Consider the following 18,881-nt stretch of genomic DNA (forward strand, 5'->3'; position numbering starts at 1 on the left):
TCCTCCCTGAAATTAAGTTAGTTCCACATCCATGTGGTAAACGCCGAACCATTAAGGTCGGCCGCCCTGCCGGTTCAGCGTCTAAATTATATATCGTCAGAGAACGTCGGGTTGTTTATAGTTTGCTGAACTTTTTTTTATGATATCAGGAAAGTAGTTTAACTTTTGTAGAACTAAACTCGTAAGATACCCCTTGCTAATCTTTCTACTTCGCATATGTTATACCGATAGTTAAACTATTTAGAATAACCTTCCCTTTTCCGATAAATATAAATATCGCAACTTATCACTTTATTGTGATCGCGTAGAATTGGGGGCATAGACTTTGGAGACACTGACTTTTAGAATCAAACCGCATGCAGATATAGAATTAGGTTTTGTCAGAGAAGAACTGGACTATTATGTAACGTTACCATCTGAAGGTGTAAGTGAAGTAACGGGTCTGATATTAACTATTCCAGGGTTTGGCGGTCTTGCTAATTCTACTTATCAATTAGAAAAATTAAATCCTTACCTTGCTGAGAAGTATAATTGTATTGTAGTCTCCTTAAACTATTTTGGTATTTATCGGGGACAAGAAACAAAAATGGATGACCAATTTTTTATTAATATGAAGGATATTTACGGAGTACCAGATACTTACTGGAGCGACATTTCATCTGATAATGATTTCTATGTGAAGGTAGGAACAATATTAGAAAGTAAAGGCCTTTCCCAGCTAGATCCCCGGTGTCAAGCTTTAAAGATCACTGGGCGAAACGAGTATCAGTCTTTTGGTTTCTTGCCTGCTCTAGATTGCCTTACTGTGCTTGGAGATGTGCTTAAAAGCTACCCTGTATTAAATAAGAGTAAAATTATCGCTTTCGGCTCATCATATGGCGGTTATATTGCTATGCTTTGTGGTAAATTCGCGCCTAATATGTTCTCGGTCGTTATTGATAACTCCGGTTTTTCACGGACCCAAATGAAACATGTAGCAGGTAGAGAAATATTAGAACAAGATTATGTTGTTACTCTTAATTATAATAATAAAATGTATACACTTCCGTATGCATACAACAATCCTTGGACTATTTTGGACGAAACATCTCCTTACTATTTTGGTGATTCCCACAAACAGATTCGGAATTTGTTAACCAGAGAACATAGGGTCGCTTCGAGTACGCGTTATTATATCTTCCATTGCGAAGAAGATCAGATTGCCTCAGTAGAAGATAAAGATAAAGTGGCAGCACTTTTATCAAATTACAATTCCACCTACTATAAACGAGTCGAAAAAAATGATCTTGATGGTGTGCTTTTTAAAAAATACACTCATGCTATGGATACCTCTTTGCGCAAACTCTTTGACCACGTTGCCGAACAGGACAAGGATTACGGACTAATGAAAGAACAGAGTGCAAATGAGTTTTTAAATAATGAATTAATTTCATTGAATTGCGGTAGCAAAAATTATGTTTTTAATTTCAAAGAGGATTTTACCATGAATGTAACTATTACAGAAAATATTAAGACCGATTATAATTTAATAAGTTCATTTCAGTTGATGAGTGATTTATTGGATATTTGCGATTCAATGGATGAAGGATTTGACTTTATCATTACTAGGATATCTGACAAAAACTATAATGAGGCTGCTGTAGTTATGCAAGATATACTAGATGCCCACATGACAATAGATTCACAAATAAATACTTTTTCCAGATTTCTAAGTGAAAATAATCTGCATGCTGTTGATATACAGTTCAAGAACAGCCTTCAAGAAGCTGTTCATCATTTCAATAATGAAACTTGGGACATATTAGAAAATCAGATATTGCAGCGAGTTATGCCCCATTTCCTGTTATGGAAGAATGAACTTCGTAACATTTTCACTCCCTATATAAACCATTAAATTGATTCTAGTTCAGTGAAAACAACTTATTCATAGAATGAAATTCAAAAAAGCCGAGCATTTCTCAATGCTCGGCTTCCTCCATCTTCACATGTATAAATTTTGATATTTATATCTTTTTTACAATTGCACAAATATTCCTTCTAACTATATCCATTTCCTCATGTGACCTAAACAAATATTCCGCAATGACCTCCATAAGTTCAAAATCATTTTCATTATCTATATCCAATACTGCTGTATCCATCATTCTTATCACATCACATTTGCCTTCAAATATTCCTTTGCCGATTTCGAGAAATGACGGTGAGTAAGCATATAAAGAGGCATTCATATCAAATATCTCAGGTGCCTCCTGCCGGGCATTAAAGGACGATCCAATTACTCTTACATATCCCTCAGCTGATGATTTGACCATATTAAAATAAGGATTACGTCTAGAATCAGTAACTGAAAAAACTACATCAGCTGCACACTCAACCTTTTTCTCTATTAACGATTGCAGATCATTGACTGTTCTTAAAGGGGAGGTGATGTCCAGATCAACTACCATATCGTAGTTTTGTTTGTTTCTCTCCTGCATTATTTCAAGACTATTCTGTATTACAGCTATTTTGGGTGTATAGTCTTGTCCCAGAGAAGGGTCTCTATCGATAAAGTCTATTTCCAATTTTAAATTCTTACTGATTAGATTCATTAAGTCTTTACTGTCCGTATTCACAACGATATCACAATCGATGTGAGCATTCTGTTTCATGAATAAGTCAATAACCGATACTGTATAAAAAACTAAAGGGTAGCCTAAAAAGTCTTTAAGGTTTTTGTTCTTAATTCCTTTAGACCCCGCTCTTCCGCAAATTGTAAATAAAATTTTCATCACAAGCTCCCCTCCTTGGCAATTTTCAAAGTCGCAATCGCAGTTCCTATATCATTCGGATTGCTGGTCTTTCCTTCTAATACATCAAAAAAAATGGAGATTTCCTTGAGTTGATAATCATTTCTGGACTCTGCAAAAGAAATTGTTTCATTCCGCTTCAAATAAGTGATCCTGCTGTTAGCTATATCTGCAATGATGGTATCTTCATATGTAAATAGCTGAAGTTCTCTAATAGTCTGGATTCCAAAATAGTCCAAATGCACTTCCGCCATCATATTTTTGTACTTAGCAATATATACTGACAAATCATCACTATCTATTTCGAGATGCGAAACCTTCCCTCTGAAGTTTTCTACTTTGTCGGGATGTCCAAACAAATATACTATATAGTCCCACTCGTGTATAAGATCAATGGAAACACCCCCGCCTTCGTCCATATGAGCACTATATGTATTTCTGTAATCTACTCCAGCTCTCCAATGGGGCAAATAGCTGGAACAAATCGCTCTGACACTGTACACCTTACTTAAATCAATCTCATGCTTAACATACTGTATAACATCGGTATATCTTAGCGGACAAGCAACGTAATAGATCCCTTTAGAATCAAGCATCAGCTCCTGAACAGATGCAGTAGGATCACTAAAAACCGGTTTTTCGATGAACATATGTTTAGTTTTGGAAACATAACTTTTCACCGTATCAAAATGTAAATGAGTGGGGTTAGTTACAAAGATCACATCATAATCATTAGGTACTTTAGAATAATCTGTATACACCTCAGTGATGATGGCTCTAATATCTTCGCTTATCTCCTCATTGGCATCTCTTCTAATCAAATCGATAGAATAAGAAATCTCTCTCTCTTCAAGAACTTTTACAATATTAAACAAATGTCTTTTTCCAATAGATCCAAGGCCAATTATCGCAATCTTGTAAATAATCCCCATACTAAGCCTCAATCTCGTCAATTATATTTAAGATTGCCTTGTCCTTAGAAAAGCTGTACAAAGGCTCTTCTCCCTTTTCAATAACTGCAAAGAAAGATACAATCTCATCAAAATACGCATTTTCAACCACGAATTTACTATATTGCTTCAGTTGATCCACCGTTTCATATAATTGAATCTTTTTTTCTTCTTTATGGTCAAAGTCATAAACCTTGATTCCTTCGGCAGAACCATCCCACTGCAAAAAAAGCTCCTCGCCAAAAAGTTCAAAGTTTCTTACCGCTTTTCTTGAAACCACGTCCACTGCAAGCATCCCTTTATGCCCATTAGCATGTTCAATCATCACCATGTAATTATCGTCATAATCAATATCTAACGAGCTGATCTTATTCTTCATGACATGGACCTTATTAATGGCTCCAAAGACATCTGTCAGCCATGGAAGCTCAATAGCAAAAATCTCCCTGCAGCCATTTGAACGTTTGTCTCCTACAAAATAATCTTTGTAGTTCTCCCACGGATGCCAATCTGGTAAATATTGACCAATATGGTAAGTGTAATTCAGGAGGCAATCGCTTCCTTTGACTAACTGTTTAATCTTTCTCACCTCTTGCCGGTACAGAAACGTAGATGATAAGAATAAAACCCGTTTATTTTCTTTAGCAAGCATTGTATTTTCATCATAACCGTCTGTGACCAAGTTCAATTCCGTGAAGACATGTAATCCCTTTCCAAGACAAAGCCTGATTATTTCACTATGAGACAGCGGCGAAGTACATACAAAAGCACACTCAATTGACTTACTTAAAAGCAGCTCATCAACATTTGCAAATGTCTCAATGCTATATTCTTTTTCACTGGTTTGCCTGCGTTCCACGCTGGAATCAATTCCAAAAATTTGATACTGATCATTGTATTTTTTGATTAATCGAATTCTTCTTTTTCCCATCGAACCTAGTCCAATAACTACAATATTCACAATACAACACCTCACAATAGTAGTTAGCTCTAATTAGTAACAAGATAAATCTATACTAGTTCTCATGATAAAGCATCTCTTTGTACATAAACAGATATCTGGTAAGACTCAAGCTTGACTTGAAAGCACTATACGTTATGTACCCATAAGGTTTAATTTCCATAACAAAAGCCATGCAGTGATTAAACTACTGCCATGGCTCATTCTCTGTGCCCGGTTAAATGAGCACTCTTTAGTTATATACTATATTATTCATTCTAACTGCGTGCATTATTTTCGCGATCCTCGCAGACGCTCGATCAGTGCATTGAGATCAGACTGCACAGGTGCAACTGATTCACGGTTAGTCTCCTGGATTGACAGATATACTTCTTTGCGAAAAATATCAACATGCTTGGGCGCAGATATTCCAATTTTCACGGTATCGCCTTCTACTGACAAGACCGTCAGCTCAATCTGATCCTGAATGATAATGGACTCACCTTTTTTACGGGACAATACGAGCAATTCATCCACCATCCTTTCCGTCAATTACCGGCTGCTCCTGAAACAAACTATGCTTCGTATGATAGGGGGCCTTATGCAATACCACTTGTTTACCTTTAAGTTCCTCCGGGTTGAGAACAATAGGAGCAAGGAGATTAATCGTAGACTGCTCAACATTTTCTTTCAAAGTAATAATACAACGGACATCCACATCCGATCTAATTTCTAGCTCCTCAGCCTCAGCATCCGGCAGTTCAAATTCATACGTTGGATAAAAAGCAAACGGATCACCCAACAGAAAGGATAGACCTTTGCTTTTTACTGACTGTAAATACCAGAAAGGCGTCTCCGTCATCATAATCAATACAAAATCAGTTTCTTCATCAAAGCCAGGGATTCCTTTAGGAAAATGATATAATTGCTCCTTATCTACTTCCAGTTTGCCCCAAGATAGTGTTTCTATAATCAAGTTGTTCACTCCTCAAAAGTTTCGCTGTGCAAAACTAGTTTCTAACGAAATCCTATTACATTATATATAGCACAAAAGCTATAGAGGCGCTTTCTGGCACATCTATAGCTTAAGAAGCTACAATTGAACATTCAATTCTGGTGGAATAAACTGAATCGAAGCGTATTGTTGCATATAAATATTTAACTTTCCACGAGTATATTCAATTTCCGGATTACGCCGCTCCACCTGAATATCCACTTTCGCAGCTCGAAAATCGATTTGTGGGGCTCTCGTTTCGATATGAATATCTACATTGTCATATGATGCTGGACCGCGAATCTCAGGAAACGAGTTGGGCTGGGTATCCGTGCCATATACTTCTGCAATTGTATTACCAGGTCTAAAAAACTGAGCCATACGATTCCCTTGCTCGACCTTTCTAGCAATGCCCTGAAGATACAACTGCTGAATTCCAGAATATATCCGTCTATTCATATCAAGCATCTTTCCACCGTTATAGGCTTCCCATGCTCGAGATTGATCTACAGTAAGCTCGGGCCGGGTGGATTGAACCGTTAGTTCCCCTGGAGTGGTCGTAACATTGACCTCAGCCTTTGGTTGGGTTATTGAATATGTGCCCGGATTGGCATCAATCCCAATCACAGCAGGTGTCTGACGGATTTGCAATATCGGCTGAAGCAACGATAACCACCTCCGTTATCTAATAAAATCCACGAGAGTTGTAGATATAATCTTTGCACCCACAGACAAGGAGGCATTATAGATATTCTCTTGAATCTTCGAATTCATAATCAAACCTTCATAGTCGGCATCTTCCGTTTTGGCTTGAAGATCTGTTAAGTTTATATTTAAATCACTAAGCCGATCCTGCATCAATTCAACGCGGTTAGTCTTTGCTCCTATCTCGGAACGTGCAGACAAAATAGTCTCCATACGCGTATCGATTATATCAAGTTGCCTCGATATTTCTTTAAGATTACCAGACTTTAATCCAGCAGAAAGATTATTTATGATTGCAAACAGATTGTCAGTATCCCCAGTATTACCGAATACGTCATTACCAGTCGTGCTGATTGGCATACGCACGTCCTCACCAACAATAAATTGAATCTGCCCGGCATCTGTAGTAATCGACTTAGATACATCGTATGTACCATCTGCACCTTTAGCGAAATCATAAGGTTTCGTGTTATATTGCTCACCATTAAAAATATATTTACCGTTCAACGTACTGTTAGCAATATCCACAAGCTGTTCCTTCAACTGCATGACTTCTTCATTGATACTGTCTAGTGCGGATTGCGGATTACTACCTGTCGAAGCCTTTACTGTCAGTTCACGAATCTTCTGAACAACATCCCCAGCTTGACCAAGGACGGTATCATTATAATCTAGCCATGAAAGAGCGCTATCTACGTTCTTAGTATATTGTTCATTAGATGAAAGTTCCGCACGATATCGCAGGGAATACGTAATCCCTACCGGATCATCGGAAGGCTTGTTGATTTTGCGACCACTTGAAAGCTGTAGCTGTGTGTCGTTCATTGTACGGGCATTACGGTTTAGGTTAAGCAGAAGCTGTGAATTCATCATGTTAGAGGTTACTCTCAACATACGCTATATCTCCTTTTATCTGCCGACTGTGCCGGTGGAATTAATCAATTTGTCGAGCAGTTCATCAAAAGTAGTCATAAAACGCGCAGCGGCACTATAAGCATGCTGGAATACGAGCATATTCGACATTTCTTCATCCAGTGATACTCCGCTGACAGATTGGCGACGGGAGTTAACCTGCTCTACCAGATAATCTGAGTTATCTGTCTGACGCGCAGCCTCCTGTGATTGGATACCCAACTGGCCAACCATAGAGCCTAAAAGCCCACCCACAGTATTGCTAACTTTACCGTCCGGCGTAGTGAATTTACTATCCTTCAGGTTTGTCAGCAAGAGTGCCAAGGTGTTATTTCCTTTAACGACCTGCGTATTCCCAGCTGCATCTACAGTAGTGCGCAACGAGGTTGCGAATAAACCTACATCCTCAGCAATTTCTGGATTCAACTTGATCGTTCCAGCGTCACCAGAGGTTACAAAGAAATCACGACCGGAGCTTCCATCCATCGCATAACCTAACTTGTGAAGCCCGTTCAAGCCTTTGACAATGGTCTTAGCGTCCTCATACATCGTTGCTCCCTTAGGCATTGCCTGACCAGCTGCCAAAGTAACTACGGTACCATCCGTTTGTGTAATCTTTACATCATTAGTCAACACTGTACCTTCAGGAAGATTGGAACCTGCCGGTATTGTAATTTCAACGTCACCAGTAGCAATCGTACTAGCCATATCGTTGAGTTGTTTCTTGTAGTCGGTAACATAAGTATTTTTGGAGAAAATCATTCCGTAAGCTTCGCCGCCCTTCAAAGTGCCGGCGGCATAAGCATTATTAAGAAATGCACTATCTACGGTTGCAGTAATTTCTCCGCCCTCTACCAGTGGCTGTCCACCCAGAGAAACGTTATAACCAGCTTCCGTCTCCACAACGGTAATATTAGCAATCTTGGATAGCTTGTCCGCCATCAGATCGCGTTGATCGCGTAAATCATTTGCCTGATCGCCCATACCTTCGATCTTATAGATCGATTTATTCAAGTCCGCGATAGCGGTCAGGTAACCCTGAGCCTCTTTTGCTTTAACCTCAATATTAGTAGTTAGATCCCGATCAAGATTATCTAATTGCGTGCTCATATAATTCATGGCATCCGTCAAAGACTGTGCAGTTTGCACTACAATCTTACGAGCAGTAGGATCCTCAGGGTTTTTACTAAGGTCAGACCATGATTTCCAGAAGTTATCTAGAACTGTACGGATACCTGTATCCGATGGTTCATTAACAATCGCTTCTAGTTTAGAGAGGGTATCTGCTTGAAGTTTCCAGTTTCCAAATGCAGAATTCTCACCACGGTACTGATCATCCAAAAACATTTCCCGAATCCGATCGATAGATGAGAATTCCACCCCTGTACCCATTTGGCCAGGAACGGTAGATTTATTAAATCCGTATGCTTCAATAGGCAAAGCGGCCTTCATATTAACACGTTGACGAGTATATCCCTCGGTATTCGCATTTGCGATATTGTGTCCAGTCGTATTAAGAGCTGCGGTCTGAGTAAAAAGGCTGCGTCTCGCGGTCTCTATCGAGTGAAATGTGGATGTCATGCTTCTTACTCCTCCTTATGTTCTGCTCCAGCAGAACACTTCATCAGTACAATTCTAGCCTCGTGCATCAAAAATCCCTGACCGATTTACGCTATTGCCCTTATCGGACGGACGATGATATGTGATATCCTGATTTGGTCTTCCGACCAGCAAATCCAAAGAATAATCTATAAAAGTAAGCGACTGCTCTATCAGCTTCTGATTAAGCTCATTTGCTTCTTTCAAGCGGTGCAAAGTGCCAGAAAGCTTCTGCTGAATATGCAGCAGTCGTGCCTTGTCTTCAGGGTCAAATATAAGTCTGGACAGCTCAGTTAGGTTCAGGTTCAGGTTGGAACGAATACCCACACCTTGCAGAACGGTATATGCTGCCGCGATTCGCTGTTCCTCGAGCTGTCCAATCAGTTTCATTAATTTGGACTCACGGTTCAGGATGTCGATTAATGCATCCACCTTATTGTCCATAATCGTCTGTTTTTTCTCAGCGGCCAGCTCCAGCATTTGATTATGCACTTCGTCCAGCCGCTCTAATAATTCTATTAATGTCGTCAATGCCATGGATGGTTTCACCTAATTCTCGGAGGATTGCTTAAAGTAAGGGGCGAGTTTCTCTGCTAGCTTAGCTGCATCTACTTGATAGGTACCTGCGGAGACCTGTTGCTTCAAACTGTCGATCTTAAGTGCACGTTCAGCATCATTAACAGAATTCTGTGCTTGCAAGAGCTGAATTGCTTCATCAGAGATCGAAACCTCATCCTTGCGTGAACTTTTCTTCATTTGTTCCTGCCTTTGCGCATCCGCGCTGCGTTGATACGGATTCATCGCGTTAATTCGTCCGGTCTCGTTAATTTTCATAACTTCACCTTCCTTCTAATATAAAAAAGCCGATAATCTTTACTAAGTTTATCGGCGTAGACTGAAACATTCTTTATAGCTGCAAACGTTTTTTTGCAGATTTTATAGGTCACGCAGCTTATCAATGGCACGATATGCACCATCAGATGTCTTTTTGGTAGTATCCTCAGCAGCACTTTCCTTAGCGGCATTGGAAAGATCCTTCCTTAGCCGACTACGACAGCTATCACACATATGCCCATCACGAATCAGTGTTCCACACACCTCGCAGGGATACATCATATTAGGAGCATTTGCTATAGATATCCGGCCCTCTCGAATAAAGCGGGTGATCTCCTTAATCGAAATTCCCGTAGCATCGGACAGCTCTTGAATGTTGGTTCCTTTGTTCTCCCGCAAATAATCGACGCAGATCTCATATTCATGCTCCAGCTCTTTGATGCAAGGCTGGCACAAACCCATAAGATTCTTAACAAACAACCGGCCGCACCTTGGACAATTGTCTAGATTCATAACAAGCAGCCGCTCCTCTCCGCACATTCTGTACAATGCATAATATCCTTATGCTCCTAGATTACATGATTGCAGGGAATTCGTCTATGGGACAGAAGAAACGCTATTAAGCGCATGGATTTACTCAAAAAATGAATGGGCTGTTCACAATCATGCATTTCGTTCCCTTAAGAACGTGCCCAAGTTAAGCTATATACCTCTACCCTATAACCATAATCTGATCCCATTTGTTGTACTATATCAGCGCACGCACGAATGGTACTGCCCGTCGTATAAATATCATCAACAATAATAATCCGAACAGGACGATTTAGAGGTACCTTCCTTTTCATCCAATCTGCAAATTGTGCTGTTACTGCCGGATTCTCTGCAAAAGCGTGTTTCATATCCGCTATTCGTTCTGCCCGACTTTTAAAGCTCTGTTTTCCCGTATGGTGTGTGCGGATCAGTAGCGGAAGCTGTGGAATCTTCCTACGTTTAGACAGCACATCAGCCAATCTTTCCGCTTGATTAAACCCCCGCTCCCTAAGTCGGGAATCACTGACAGGCACTGGCACTAACAAGTCAGCAGACCAAGAACTGTGTATGATGAGTGTTTTTTGGGATAAAAGAGCGCTCCGTTTCTCTTCTTTCAGGGCTATATAGGCTCTATCCAGCATCAGGCCAAGTAAAAGCCCATATCGTTCATTTCCGCGATATTTATACTGACCCAACCATTCTCGCATAACGCTAGTGTAAGCTACTGCACTCCGGTTGCAAATAATCGGTGAAGGTTCACTACTACGGGTACAGTCAGGACAGCCCACATGCCGACCACATTTCAGGCAACGAGGGGAACTTATCCAAGGAATGGCTTCTACGCAAATCCTGCAAACTCCAGGTAATGGTGAGGATCCAGGGTTACGCTTTCCGCAAGTTAAGCATGGAGTTATAGAGGGGGACAAGAGTGCCTGAGCTTTGGTTAACCATGAGAACAGGGAGCTCATCTCGGTGTCTCTTTGCTAATATATCCTTTACGGCGAGCGATCATATTCATAGTTCGGATCTGCGAGATCGCTCCACGCTGGGATCTGGTCCACTGGGGAGAAGCAAATACCACATGTCCACCAGGATCATCTTTGGATCTCCCAGCACGCCCCGCCATCTGAACCAAGGAGGCTTCGTCAAAAAGATCACTGTCTGCATCCAAAATAAATACATCGCTACGAGGCACTGTAACTCCTCGTTCCAGAATCGTAGTCGTTACTAATAGGGAGATAGCACGATTCCTAAAAGCAGTTACCTTCTCCGCCCGGAAGGGATCTTTGGAAGAAGTCCCCTCGATAACTACACCGGGAAAGCTCCGACGAAGCAGAACCAGTAATCCTTCAATATGTGCAATACGAGAAACAAAACAAAAGATTTGCGCCACTCGCTCGAGCGACTTACGAAGCGTATGTATGAGAGATCTAGGTAAATTCCCACGCTTTAGGCATGTTTGAACAGATGTCATGGTCAGATGCTGCGGCACAGGCAAGGGATGACCATGGAAGCGGACAGGTACTCTGGCATGTGGAAGTCTGCCTGACCGGACCAACCGCTGCATTTCTTGTGGTGGAGTGGCTGATAAGTAGATAAAAGAGCCATCTACCTTGCAGGCTTGTTCTGCGGCATAAGCCAGCAATGGATCATTGTGGTAGGGAAATGCGTCCAGCTCGTCAATAATCACGAGATCAAAGCCGCGATGGAAGCGCAGCAGCTGATGGGTGGTCGCGAGCGTTAAGCGACCACTCACCCAGCGTTCTGCGCTGCCGCCGTAAAGTACGGCGAGAATCTCCGCCGGGAAAGCCTTAGCGAGCCGCGGAGCGAGCTCGAGTACGACGTCGCGTCGCGGCGTCGCTACGAGCGCCCGCCCACCGGCGGCGAGCACAGCCTCTAGGAGCGGGAAGATCATCTCCGTCTTCCCGGCTCCCGTCACTGCCCAGAGCAGGAACCGCTCTGGGCACTTTTTGGCGGAGCACTCGCGCCGCTCCGCCAGAAAACCCAGCGCAGCGCCAGCGGCTCCCGCCTGCGCTGGGCTTAACCCCCACCGGCCTGCGGCCGCGGTGGGGTCAAGAGCGGCCGTGCACCGCACGGCCGGAAGCGCTGCGCTGCGCAGCAGCAGCGCGCAAGCCCGGCTGCGCCCGAGTGCGAGGCAGGCCTCGCAATAGGCGCAGCCCATAAGGCCGCACGCGGCGCATGCCGTGCGGCCGGTCGGGGCGCTGCCGCAGCGCAGGCAGCGCGAAACCGCGCGGCGTGCGACAGCGCCGCGCCACCATACGTGCGGCAGCCTAGCCGCCGCACGCGCCAGAGTGCCAGCACCCGCAGGGAGCTGGCGGGCCCTTGCCCCATGCGCAGCCGGGGCATCACAACCTACGGCGGCTGTCAACTCCAGCCGCCCCTGCAAATGCGCCAGTTGTGCCGCCTGGCGCCAACGACCCATCAGCTCTGGCAATCCCTCTGCCAGCAGCGCTTCTATTTCCGGCTGCAGTAAAGAGCGGCCGGCCACCGCATGTACGAATTGTTCTACCTCCGATTCAAGCAAAGCATAATCGAGATCATTCCCTCTGCAATCATTATTCTTTCTAGACTGTTCTATAAATCCCCCACTTTGTTCAGGAAGCCGCCATAGCGATCCCCCATCACTAAACCACTCTTTCTCGCCTATTCCTCCTGCTTCCCTCTCCTCCTTCAACTCAGGCTCGAGGACACTGCTTACGTATTGACCCCACTCCTTAGTCCCCCAGTTCCTCATTCCATCTCTTTGTTTAAAATGATCCCGCAACTTCACCGCCCAACCCAGCGGCAGCGCAGGAGATATTAAGACCAGCTTGTCCACCGTTACTAAGCCTCTACCTTGACTCTCCAGTCCAGCGCCAGACCACCACCATCTATCTACTGTAAGATCTAAAGAAATCCAAACACGCCAGATCCCTCTACATTCCAAGACATACACAGCCGTCCGCATAAAATCTGCCTCCTTAAGTCTCACCATTAATCGTTCTTGCCCATACCACTTTCCCTGCCTCAAACGCAAAAAAGCACACTCCTCCATTTCTTGGAGAGTGTGCTTCACCCGTTACTCACATATTTACTTAAAATCTGTCGCGCTTTGATTCGCATCCCCTACTTCCTGCCATCCCCATAAAAGGCAACGAAACAGACTGCCCTGACAACCGCAAGTCTACCACAATCCCTTGTTGCTGTAACCCTTCTTCACTCACCTGAAAAGTGTACATTGATGTTGCAAGATCGATAGAGCAGCCACTAGCAGCCATCCTGGAAACAATTCCAAGGGTTCCATCGCTCGAGTCATCATCCATGAACGTTACTCGAAATCGTTTTCCGGTTAAAAAAGCTTGAAATGTCAGCGCCCGAATGTACCATTCCACAACAGATGCATGATTGCGGGTAATGAAAATATAATGAATCCATTTCACGGACTGCGGTGTCTTCCGCACCTTCTGCCGATTATGCAGTATATGAATAATCACTGCAGCGGATACATAAACAGCCGCAATCCATATCAACTGGGCTACCATGGAGATGCACCTCCTCTGTATACCAACACTATATGCCGGCTTTAAAAGGTCGGTGACTGCCCAGAGTTCCTATCAAGCATAAACGCCTTCGTCGTCCTTGTAAGGACGGTAAGCGTTTAAGCGAGAAATATAAGACATAAAGTATGGTGTGAAACTTATACTTTCTTATATTTTAAAGGAACAAGCTGTGCTCTCCTTGATTTCATTCCTATATGTAACGTAAATCTGTAGACATTTTTATAAAGTTACCCAACCATATTTGATCGAATTGATTACGGCTTGCGTACGATCATCAACTTCCATTTTTTGCAAAATACTACTTACATGGTTTTTAACTGTTTTTTCACTAATAAACAAATACTCACCGATCATTTTGTTACTTTTACCTTCCGCCATTAGCCGTAGTACTTCCGCTTCACGACGTGTTAGAGGATTGTTGTCACCAGCTACAAATTTAACACCGGCTTCCTTCACTACTGTATCTGCAGCTACTCCAGTCTCATTAAGGTAAGTCATGCGCCGCAACTGATTGATTAGCTTTCCGGTAACTTTTGGATGGATAAAAGCGTGGCCCTCACAAACCGAACGGATCGCATTAATAAGGGATTCGGCCTCCATATCCTTCAATAAATAACCATTAGCGCCCTTACGAAGGGTTTCAAACACATAGCTCTCATCATCATGTATTGATAAAATAATAACCTTAACCTCCGGGAACATCTCCCGCAGTTTTTGAGTGGCCTCCACGCCATTCTCAATAGGCATATTAATATCCATCAGTACGATGTCTGGTTTAGTTCCGTTACAGAACTCTAATACCTGGATACCGTCACCACATTCACCGATGACTTCGATATCCTCCTCCATATTCAAAATGCGTTTCAGCCCTTCACGAAAAAGCTGATGATCATCCGCCAAAAGAACTTTAATGGGCGTTTTAGTAGAGTTTAAGTTCTCCATCACATTACTCCTTCCCTTTCTCCACGTTCGTCGGAATGTGGATCACGATTGTTGTCCCCTGATTCTCGGCTGATATGATTTCCATTCTGCCTTCAAGCAGCTCTACACGTTCCCGCATACCTACTAGCCCGAAGCTTTCACGATTGCCCTGCGGATTCTTTAATTTCTGCACATTAAAACCTAATCCATTATCCTTAATCACAATCTTAATTAACTGCGCTTGGTAAGTAATCTCTACCAATACGAAACTCGGGTAGGCATGTTTAGCTGCATTAGATAAAGCTTCCTGGACCAATCGGTACACCGCTGCCTCCATGGCTGAAGATAGTCGATGTTCCTGACCTCTGGTTTCCAAGGTCGTCCTCAGCTTCGTCTTCTCCTCAAAATCATGCACATATTTCCGCAAAGTCGGAATTAATCCCAAATCATCGAGAGCCATCGGTCGTAAATTAAAGATGACCTTACGCATTTCTTCCAGGCTGTATCGAACCTGTCCTTTCAAATCTATTACTTCGTCCTGCACCAACCCAAATTCCTGCTTTACCAGCATTCTTTCTACAATTTCCGTCCTAAGGACTAGATTCGCCAGCATTTGAGCAGGACCATCATGAATTTCCCGGGCAATTCTCTTCCGTTCTTCCTCTTGAGCCAGGATTATCTTGAGTCCTATCATCTGTCTGTTCTTCGCAGATTCGACAATTCTCGTCACTTGACCTAGTTCTCCCGACAAATATTCGAGCACTACGCTCATTTGCGAACCAATTGACTCTGCACGCTCTACAGAATTTTCGACACTGCGCACTCGCATTTGTAATTCATCACGTCTTGATCGAAGATAGACCTCTCTCTCACGCGTCATCATGAGTTCGAGCTGTAGCTCCGTAGCCTTCTCATAGGCAATACGGATATCCTTCTCTGAGTAGCGGACAAAGTCCCGGCTGACCTCTGTCAGCCGGATTCTGGAGCGGTGATACTGTAGCTCCAGCTTGTCTACTTTTTTCAATGTCTCATCCGTTTCGTCCATGACCCGCTGCAGTTCTTTGTTGAGTGCAGCAAGTTCATCACGTGCAACCTGCAATATTTCAAAAATCTGATACTTGCTGCTCTCCATCACGTCGATGGTATTTTTAATAACGCGATCAATCGCATCGGCTTGAAATTCCACGGATGCTTGCCCCTTTTCTATCGAATCGTTTTAAAGGTTTTCCTTTATATTAACATATCACGATTCGATAGTTACGGTCTTCGTTTTCTGTTCCCATTTTACAGTTAATCCTAGCTGTTCAGAAACTAGTCTTAACGGTACTAAAGTCCTACCTTGTAAAATGATTGGTGCTACTTCAGCACTCTGACGTTTACCGTTCAGCAGATATTCTTTTTTATTTACGGTAAGATCCAATGCCTTGGCTCCGCGTAATACCATGATCTTCTTATTCACCTGATCCCAAGTAGCGCTGCCTCCAAAAGCATCAAGGACATACCGAATTGGCACATACGTACTGCCGTCTTTTACAATTGGAGCTACATCAATAGCTTTCTTTGTTCCGTTTACGGTCATTGCTTTCGAGCCAATGCTCATGGAAGCCGTCCCTTTTGGTAAGCCTGCATCACTAGAAAGCGAAGGCATTGTAAACTTGATATTATCAACGGCAACTGTACCCGTCTTCGCACGTTCATCTTGGCCTTCCTCTACGTTGACTACATAGAGTCTCTTCAGCGTTGCTGGGAATTTAATGCCTGAGCCTGACAAGTCAATGTTAATGTTCTTCCAACCATTCCAATCGATGATCTTCGCAAGATCTACATAGGCTGTGGCTCCACTGTTGTCTACAAATTCAGCGCGTAGCCAATTCAAGCTCATATCGCCCATCACATCAACCGACATCGAAGTTGCAAGCGCTGGAACTGTTTTTCCGCTTGTACCATTAAGCTGAGCATAAGCATACATTTTCCCGCTTCCAGCTGTCATATCATAACTGAGTGACAGCACCTTGGAGCCTACTCTTTCAGCCGTTCCATCCACTATTGTTGCAGTACCCTGTACCGCTGGAACATTGGTAGTAAAGTCGATTGGATAGCTTACCTTCTCGAAATCTTCCCATGTTGTAGCTGCTGCTGTTGATAATACAACCACTGCACTAAATCCATCATAACGAGCAATAGCATAACCTGTAGTAACCCCTGCATCCACAGCGCTTACAGTAAGCTTGCCATCTTTCACGGCTCCCTTAAAGCCTACAAACTCCCACTTCAGTGCTGAATCCGGAACATTGATAGTTGTTCCACTCTTCGTTGCCGCCGTAACAGGGACAGACACAGTAGTTCCGGCTGTCAGTGGCGCTGTAGCTGTACCTACGCTCATACTGGATAGATCTTCTCCACCCAGAACTGTAACGGTTGTAGAGGCGCTTGCGGCACCGCTTTTAGCCGTTAAGGTAACGGTACCTGGCTTCACTGCCGTTACTTCACCTGCACTTACAGTTGCGCTTCCTCCGCTTGATACCCAAGTAGGATTACCTGCAGCTACATCAATAGGGTTATAGTAAGTGTCATAACCTTTTAAAGAATAAGTTGCCTTTTGACCAACCAGCAGTGCGGAACTTCCGCTAATTTTGATCCCTTTCACTTCACCCTGCGGTGCGTTAGTGTAGACACCAAGCCCGTTAACGATGCTGCGTTGCTCTGTGCCATACTCTGTATTAAAAGTGAGTGTAGTAGAGGTTTCACCGAGGGGCCGGTCTACCATCGTTGTAGAGCCGCCTCCATCGAGATTAAGACCTTTCCAGACTCCAATATTCGTCATAAATGATTGCAATTCGGTTAGAGACATCCCTGAACTATTGCCATTTTTCTCAGTAGCTATGATATATACATAACGTCCGTCTTGAGAATATCCTAAAGCCGTGCGTGCACGATAGCCTCCAATGCTGTTAGTAGAACGAGAGAACGTTGCTGCTTTTCCGTTATTTACTAGAATCGTATGTCCGCCGATCATTGTTTGCAGATTCGCAGGATCTAGAGATTGCTGTGTAGTCTTAGACTTCAGGGAATACACACTTGTTACAGGTTGTCCTACCATCAAATGGGCAGTAACATACCGTCCGGCTAAGCCATGTGCCCGCAAAATATAAGCTCCCTTTGGAACCGCCATAGGGAGTGCAGCATTTTCTGAAATTTGAGTAACTACACCATTCTCAACAAGTACCTCTGTTGGAGTGGTAGAGCTATTTTTAGGGCGGTCGAGTGCAGTCCATACATCTGTGTAGATATACATAGCATTAGCATGACTATAAGTCGAACTTCCGCCTTCAGGGCTATAAGCACCTTTATTGATACCAGAGATCTCAAACTGCGCGCCATCTGGCGCGGTTACCATCCCCTCAAAGCTGTACTCGTCAATAATAGGTTTGCGATCTTTTGTCACTGCAAAGGCATACATTCCATCCAATTGTGAAGGGGTAGACACCAGTGCTCCACCTGATACTTGTCCACCGATCGGAGCACCCTCTCCACCTGTATTAAAATAATCGCCATTTACTGCGGCCACGGCTCCAGTTTCCTTGGCCATCCCGCCAGTACTTTGCCGCGTAGTCAGGTTTCCACCTTTACCAGTCATTACATCTAAAGAAACATATGGATTGTTAAGATCTACTCGGATAACATCCGCAAGCCCAGAAGCACTCGCCCCAGAACGTGTAGTAGTATATTTATATTTCATCATAATGGCGCCCGAAGTAATCACTTCTTCTCCCAGCTTACTTACTTTAAAAGGAGCTGTAGCTGCAGCTGCGATTGGTGCAGCCCCCTGACCAAACAGCATCATACCTTCACTGCCGATTACCGGCATAATCCATAACACACCAGCCAATGAAGCAGCAATCCATTTTTTAGTGGAAGATAATCTTATTCCCCGTACAACCTCGCTACTCTTCTTCTCCATGAAAACTTTATTCATTTCAACGTAACTCTCCCATCTCTTTTGTACTCTATCAGTCCATATCAATGTCTGGAAACTGGTTCCTATTTTTCTAGTACTCTTTTAATAGACTGAAAATAAGCCAAAAAGTTGCGAAATTGAGAGATTTCAAGCTTTATAGAGTCGAAATTGTCATAATTAGACGACAA

At 43.2% G+C, this 18,881-nt stretch carries 18 protein-coding genes; 1 reads left to right on the top strand and 17 read right to left on the bottom strand.

Annotated elements, in window-relative coordinates; genetic code table 11:
* The first annotated feature begins 325 nt into the window (after positions 1-325).
* Positions 326-1,894 (top strand): DUF2920 family protein, encoded by a 1,569-nt coding sequence (locus UQ64_RS24160; protein WP_060625942.1) that lies wholly within the window; start codon positions 326-328, stop codon positions 1,892-1,894.
* Positions 1,895-2,003: 109 nt separating this feature from the next.
* Here UQ64_RS24160 and UQ64_RS24165 read toward each other — a convergent pair whose 3' ends face one another.
* From UQ64_RS24165 to UQ64_RS24245, 17 genes are all read right to left on the bottom strand, one after another.
* Complete coding sequence (locus UQ64_RS24165) at positions 2,004-2,771, bottom strand: acylneuraminate cytidylyltransferase family protein (protein WP_060625943.1); 768 nt, start codon at positions 2,769-2,771, stop codon at positions 2,004-2,006.
* Positions 2,771-3,721, bottom strand: a complete 951-nt coding sequence (locus UQ64_RS24170) for a Gfo/Idh/MocA family protein (protein ID WP_060625944.1) — start codon at positions 3,719-3,721, stop codon at positions 2,771-2,773. The genes UQ64_RS24165 and UQ64_RS24170 overlap by 1 nt, the downstream gene beginning before the upstream one ends.
* A gap of 1 nt (position 3,722) precedes the next feature.
* Positions 3,723-4,700, bottom strand: coding sequence for a Gfo/Idh/MocA family protein (locus UQ64_RS24175; RefSeq protein ID WP_060625945.1), 978 nt, complete (start codon positions 4,698-4,700; stop codon positions 3,723-3,725).
* Between the two features lie 270 nt (positions 4,701-4,970).
* A complete protein-coding gene (gene csrA / locus UQ64_RS24180; RefSeq protein WP_060626352.1) occupies positions 4,971-5,207 on the bottom strand; it encodes a carbon storage regulator CsrA in 237 nt (78 codons plus the stop codon).
* A gap of 1 nt (position 5,208) precedes the next feature.
* Positions 5,209-5,655: a flagellar assembly protein FliW gene (gene fliW, locus UQ64_RS24185; RefSeq protein ID WP_060625946.1), complete on the bottom strand. Its 447-nt coding sequence runs from the start codon at positions 5,653-5,655 to the stop codon at positions 5,209-5,211.
* Between the two features lie 117 nt (positions 5,656-5,772).
* Positions 5,773-6,339: a DUF6470 family protein gene (locus UQ64_RS24190; RefSeq protein ID WP_060625947.1), complete on the bottom strand. Its 567-nt coding sequence runs from the start codon at positions 6,337-6,339 to the stop codon at positions 5,773-5,775.
* A gap of 15 nt (positions 6,340-6,354) precedes the next feature.
* Positions 6,355-7,272 (bottom strand): flagellar hook-associated protein FlgL, encoded by a 918-nt coding sequence (gene flgL / locus UQ64_RS24195; protein ID WP_209445874.1) that lies wholly within the window; start codon positions 7,270-7,272, stop codon positions 6,355-6,357.
* Positions 7,273-7,287: 15 nt separating this feature from the next.
* Positions 7,288-8,871, bottom strand: coding sequence for a flagellar hook-associated protein FlgK (gene flgK / locus UQ64_RS24200; RefSeq protein ID WP_060625948.1), 1,584 nt, complete (start codon positions 8,869-8,871; stop codon positions 7,288-7,290).
* A gap of 54 nt (positions 8,872-8,925) precedes the next feature.
* A complete protein-coding gene (locus UQ64_RS24205) occupies positions 8,926-9,426 on the bottom strand; it encodes a flagellar protein FlgN (protein WP_060625949.1) in 501 nt (166 codons plus the stop codon).
* 12 nt (positions 9,427-9,438) lie between these two features.
* On the bottom strand, positions 9,439-9,723 hold the full coding sequence (gene flgM / locus UQ64_RS24210; protein ID WP_060625950.1) for a flagellar biosynthesis anti-sigma factor FlgM: 285 nt from the start codon (positions 9,721-9,723) through the stop codon (positions 9,439-9,441).
* Positions 9,724-9,825: 102 nt separating this feature from the next.
* A complete protein-coding gene (locus tag UQ64_RS24215) occupies positions 9,826-10,236 on the bottom strand; it encodes a TIGR03826 family flagellar region protein (RefSeq protein ID WP_060626355.1) in 411 nt (136 codons plus the stop codon).
* A 167-nt stretch (positions 10,237-10,403) separates the two neighbouring features.
* Positions 10,404-10,961 carry a ComF family protein gene (locus UQ64_RS24220; RefSeq protein ID WP_060625951.1) on the bottom strand — a complete coding sequence of 186 codons (558 nt, stop codon included), beginning with the start codon at positions 10,959-10,961 and terminating at the stop codon, positions 10,404-10,406.
* A 257-nt stretch (positions 10,962-11,218) separates the two neighbouring features.
* Positions 11,219-13,222, bottom strand: coding sequence for an ATP-dependent helicase ComFA (locus UQ64_RS24225; protein WP_060625952.1), 2,004 nt, complete (start codon positions 13,220-13,222; stop codon positions 11,219-11,221).
* A 127-nt stretch (positions 13,223-13,349) separates the two neighbouring features.
* Entirely contained in the window at positions 13,350-13,796 is a 447-nt protein-coding gene (locus UQ64_RS24230) for a glycosyltransferase family A protein (RefSeq protein ID WP_060625953.1), read from the bottom strand.
* 237 nt (positions 13,797-14,033) lie between these two features.
* On the bottom strand, positions 14,034-14,756 hold the full coding sequence (locus tag UQ64_RS24235; protein ID WP_042131342.1) for a response regulator: 723 nt from the start codon (positions 14,754-14,756) through the stop codon (positions 14,034-14,036).
* 4 nt (positions 14,757-14,760) lie between these two features.
* Positions 14,761-15,921 (bottom strand): sensor histidine kinase, encoded by a 1,161-nt coding sequence (locus UQ64_RS24240; RefSeq protein ID WP_042131343.1) that lies wholly within the window; start codon positions 15,919-15,921, stop codon positions 14,761-14,763.
* Positions 15,922-15,978: 57 nt separating this feature from the next.
* On the bottom strand, positions 15,979-18,711 hold the full coding sequence (locus UQ64_RS24245; protein WP_082651298.1) for a stalk domain-containing protein: 2,733 nt from the start codon (positions 18,709-18,711) through the stop codon (positions 15,979-15,981).
* Between the last annotated feature and the right edge of the window lie 170 nt (positions 18,712-18,881).

This window comes from Paenibacillus etheri, from assembly GCF_001012825.1.
Classification (GTDB): Bacteria; Bacillota; Bacilli; order Paenibacillales; family Paenibacillaceae; genus Paenibacillus_AQ; species Paenibacillus_AQ etheri.

Excerpts from the sequence above, each read along its gene's own strand:
- flgM (WP_060625950.1), bottom strand. The coding sequence starts at position 9,723 with ATGAAAATTAACGAGACCGGACGAATTAACGCGATGAATCCGTATCAA.
- UQ64_RS24165 (WP_060625943.1), bottom strand. The coding sequence starts at position 2,771 with ATGAAAATTTTATTTACAATTTGCGGAAGAGCGGGGTCTAAAGGAATT.
- flgK (WP_060625948.1), bottom strand. The coding sequence starts at position 8,871 with ATGACATCCACATTTCACTCGATAGAGACCGCGAGACGCAGCCTTTTT.
- UQ64_RS24235 (WP_042131342.1), bottom strand. The coding sequence starts at position 14,756 with ATGGAGAACTTAAACTCTACTAAAACGCCCATTAAAGTTCTTTTGGCG.
- UQ64_RS24245 (WP_082651298.1), bottom strand. The coding sequence starts at position 18,711 with ATGAATAAAGTTTTCATGGAGAAGAAGAGTAGCGAGGTTGTACGGGGA.
- UQ64_RS24230 (WP_060625953.1), bottom strand. The coding sequence starts at position 13,796 with ATGGTAGCCCAGTTGATATGGATTGCGGCTGTTTATGTATCCGCTGCA.
- UQ64_RS24215 (WP_060626355.1), bottom strand. The coding sequence starts at position 10,236 with ATGAATCTAGACAATTGTCCAAGGTGCGGCCGGTTGTTTGTTAAGAAT.
- UQ64_RS24205 (WP_060625949.1), bottom strand. The coding sequence starts at position 9,426 with ATGGCATTGACGACATTAATAGAATTATTAGAGCGGCTGGACGAAGTG.
- UQ64_RS24220 (WP_060625951.1), bottom strand. The coding sequence starts at position 10,961 with ATGCGAGAATGGTTGGGTCAGTATAAATATCGCGGAAATGAACGATAT.
- UQ64_RS24170 (WP_060625944.1), bottom strand. The coding sequence starts at position 3,721 with ATGGGGATTATTTACAAGATTGCGATAATTGGCCTTGGATCTATTGGA.
- flgL (WP_209445874.1), bottom strand. The coding sequence starts at position 7,272 with ATGTTGAGAGTAACCTCTAACATGATGAATTCACAGCTTCTGCTTAAC.
- UQ64_RS24225 (WP_060625952.1), bottom strand. The coding sequence starts at position 13,222 with ATGCGGACGGCTGTGTATGTCTTGGAATGTAGAGGGATCTGGCGTGTT.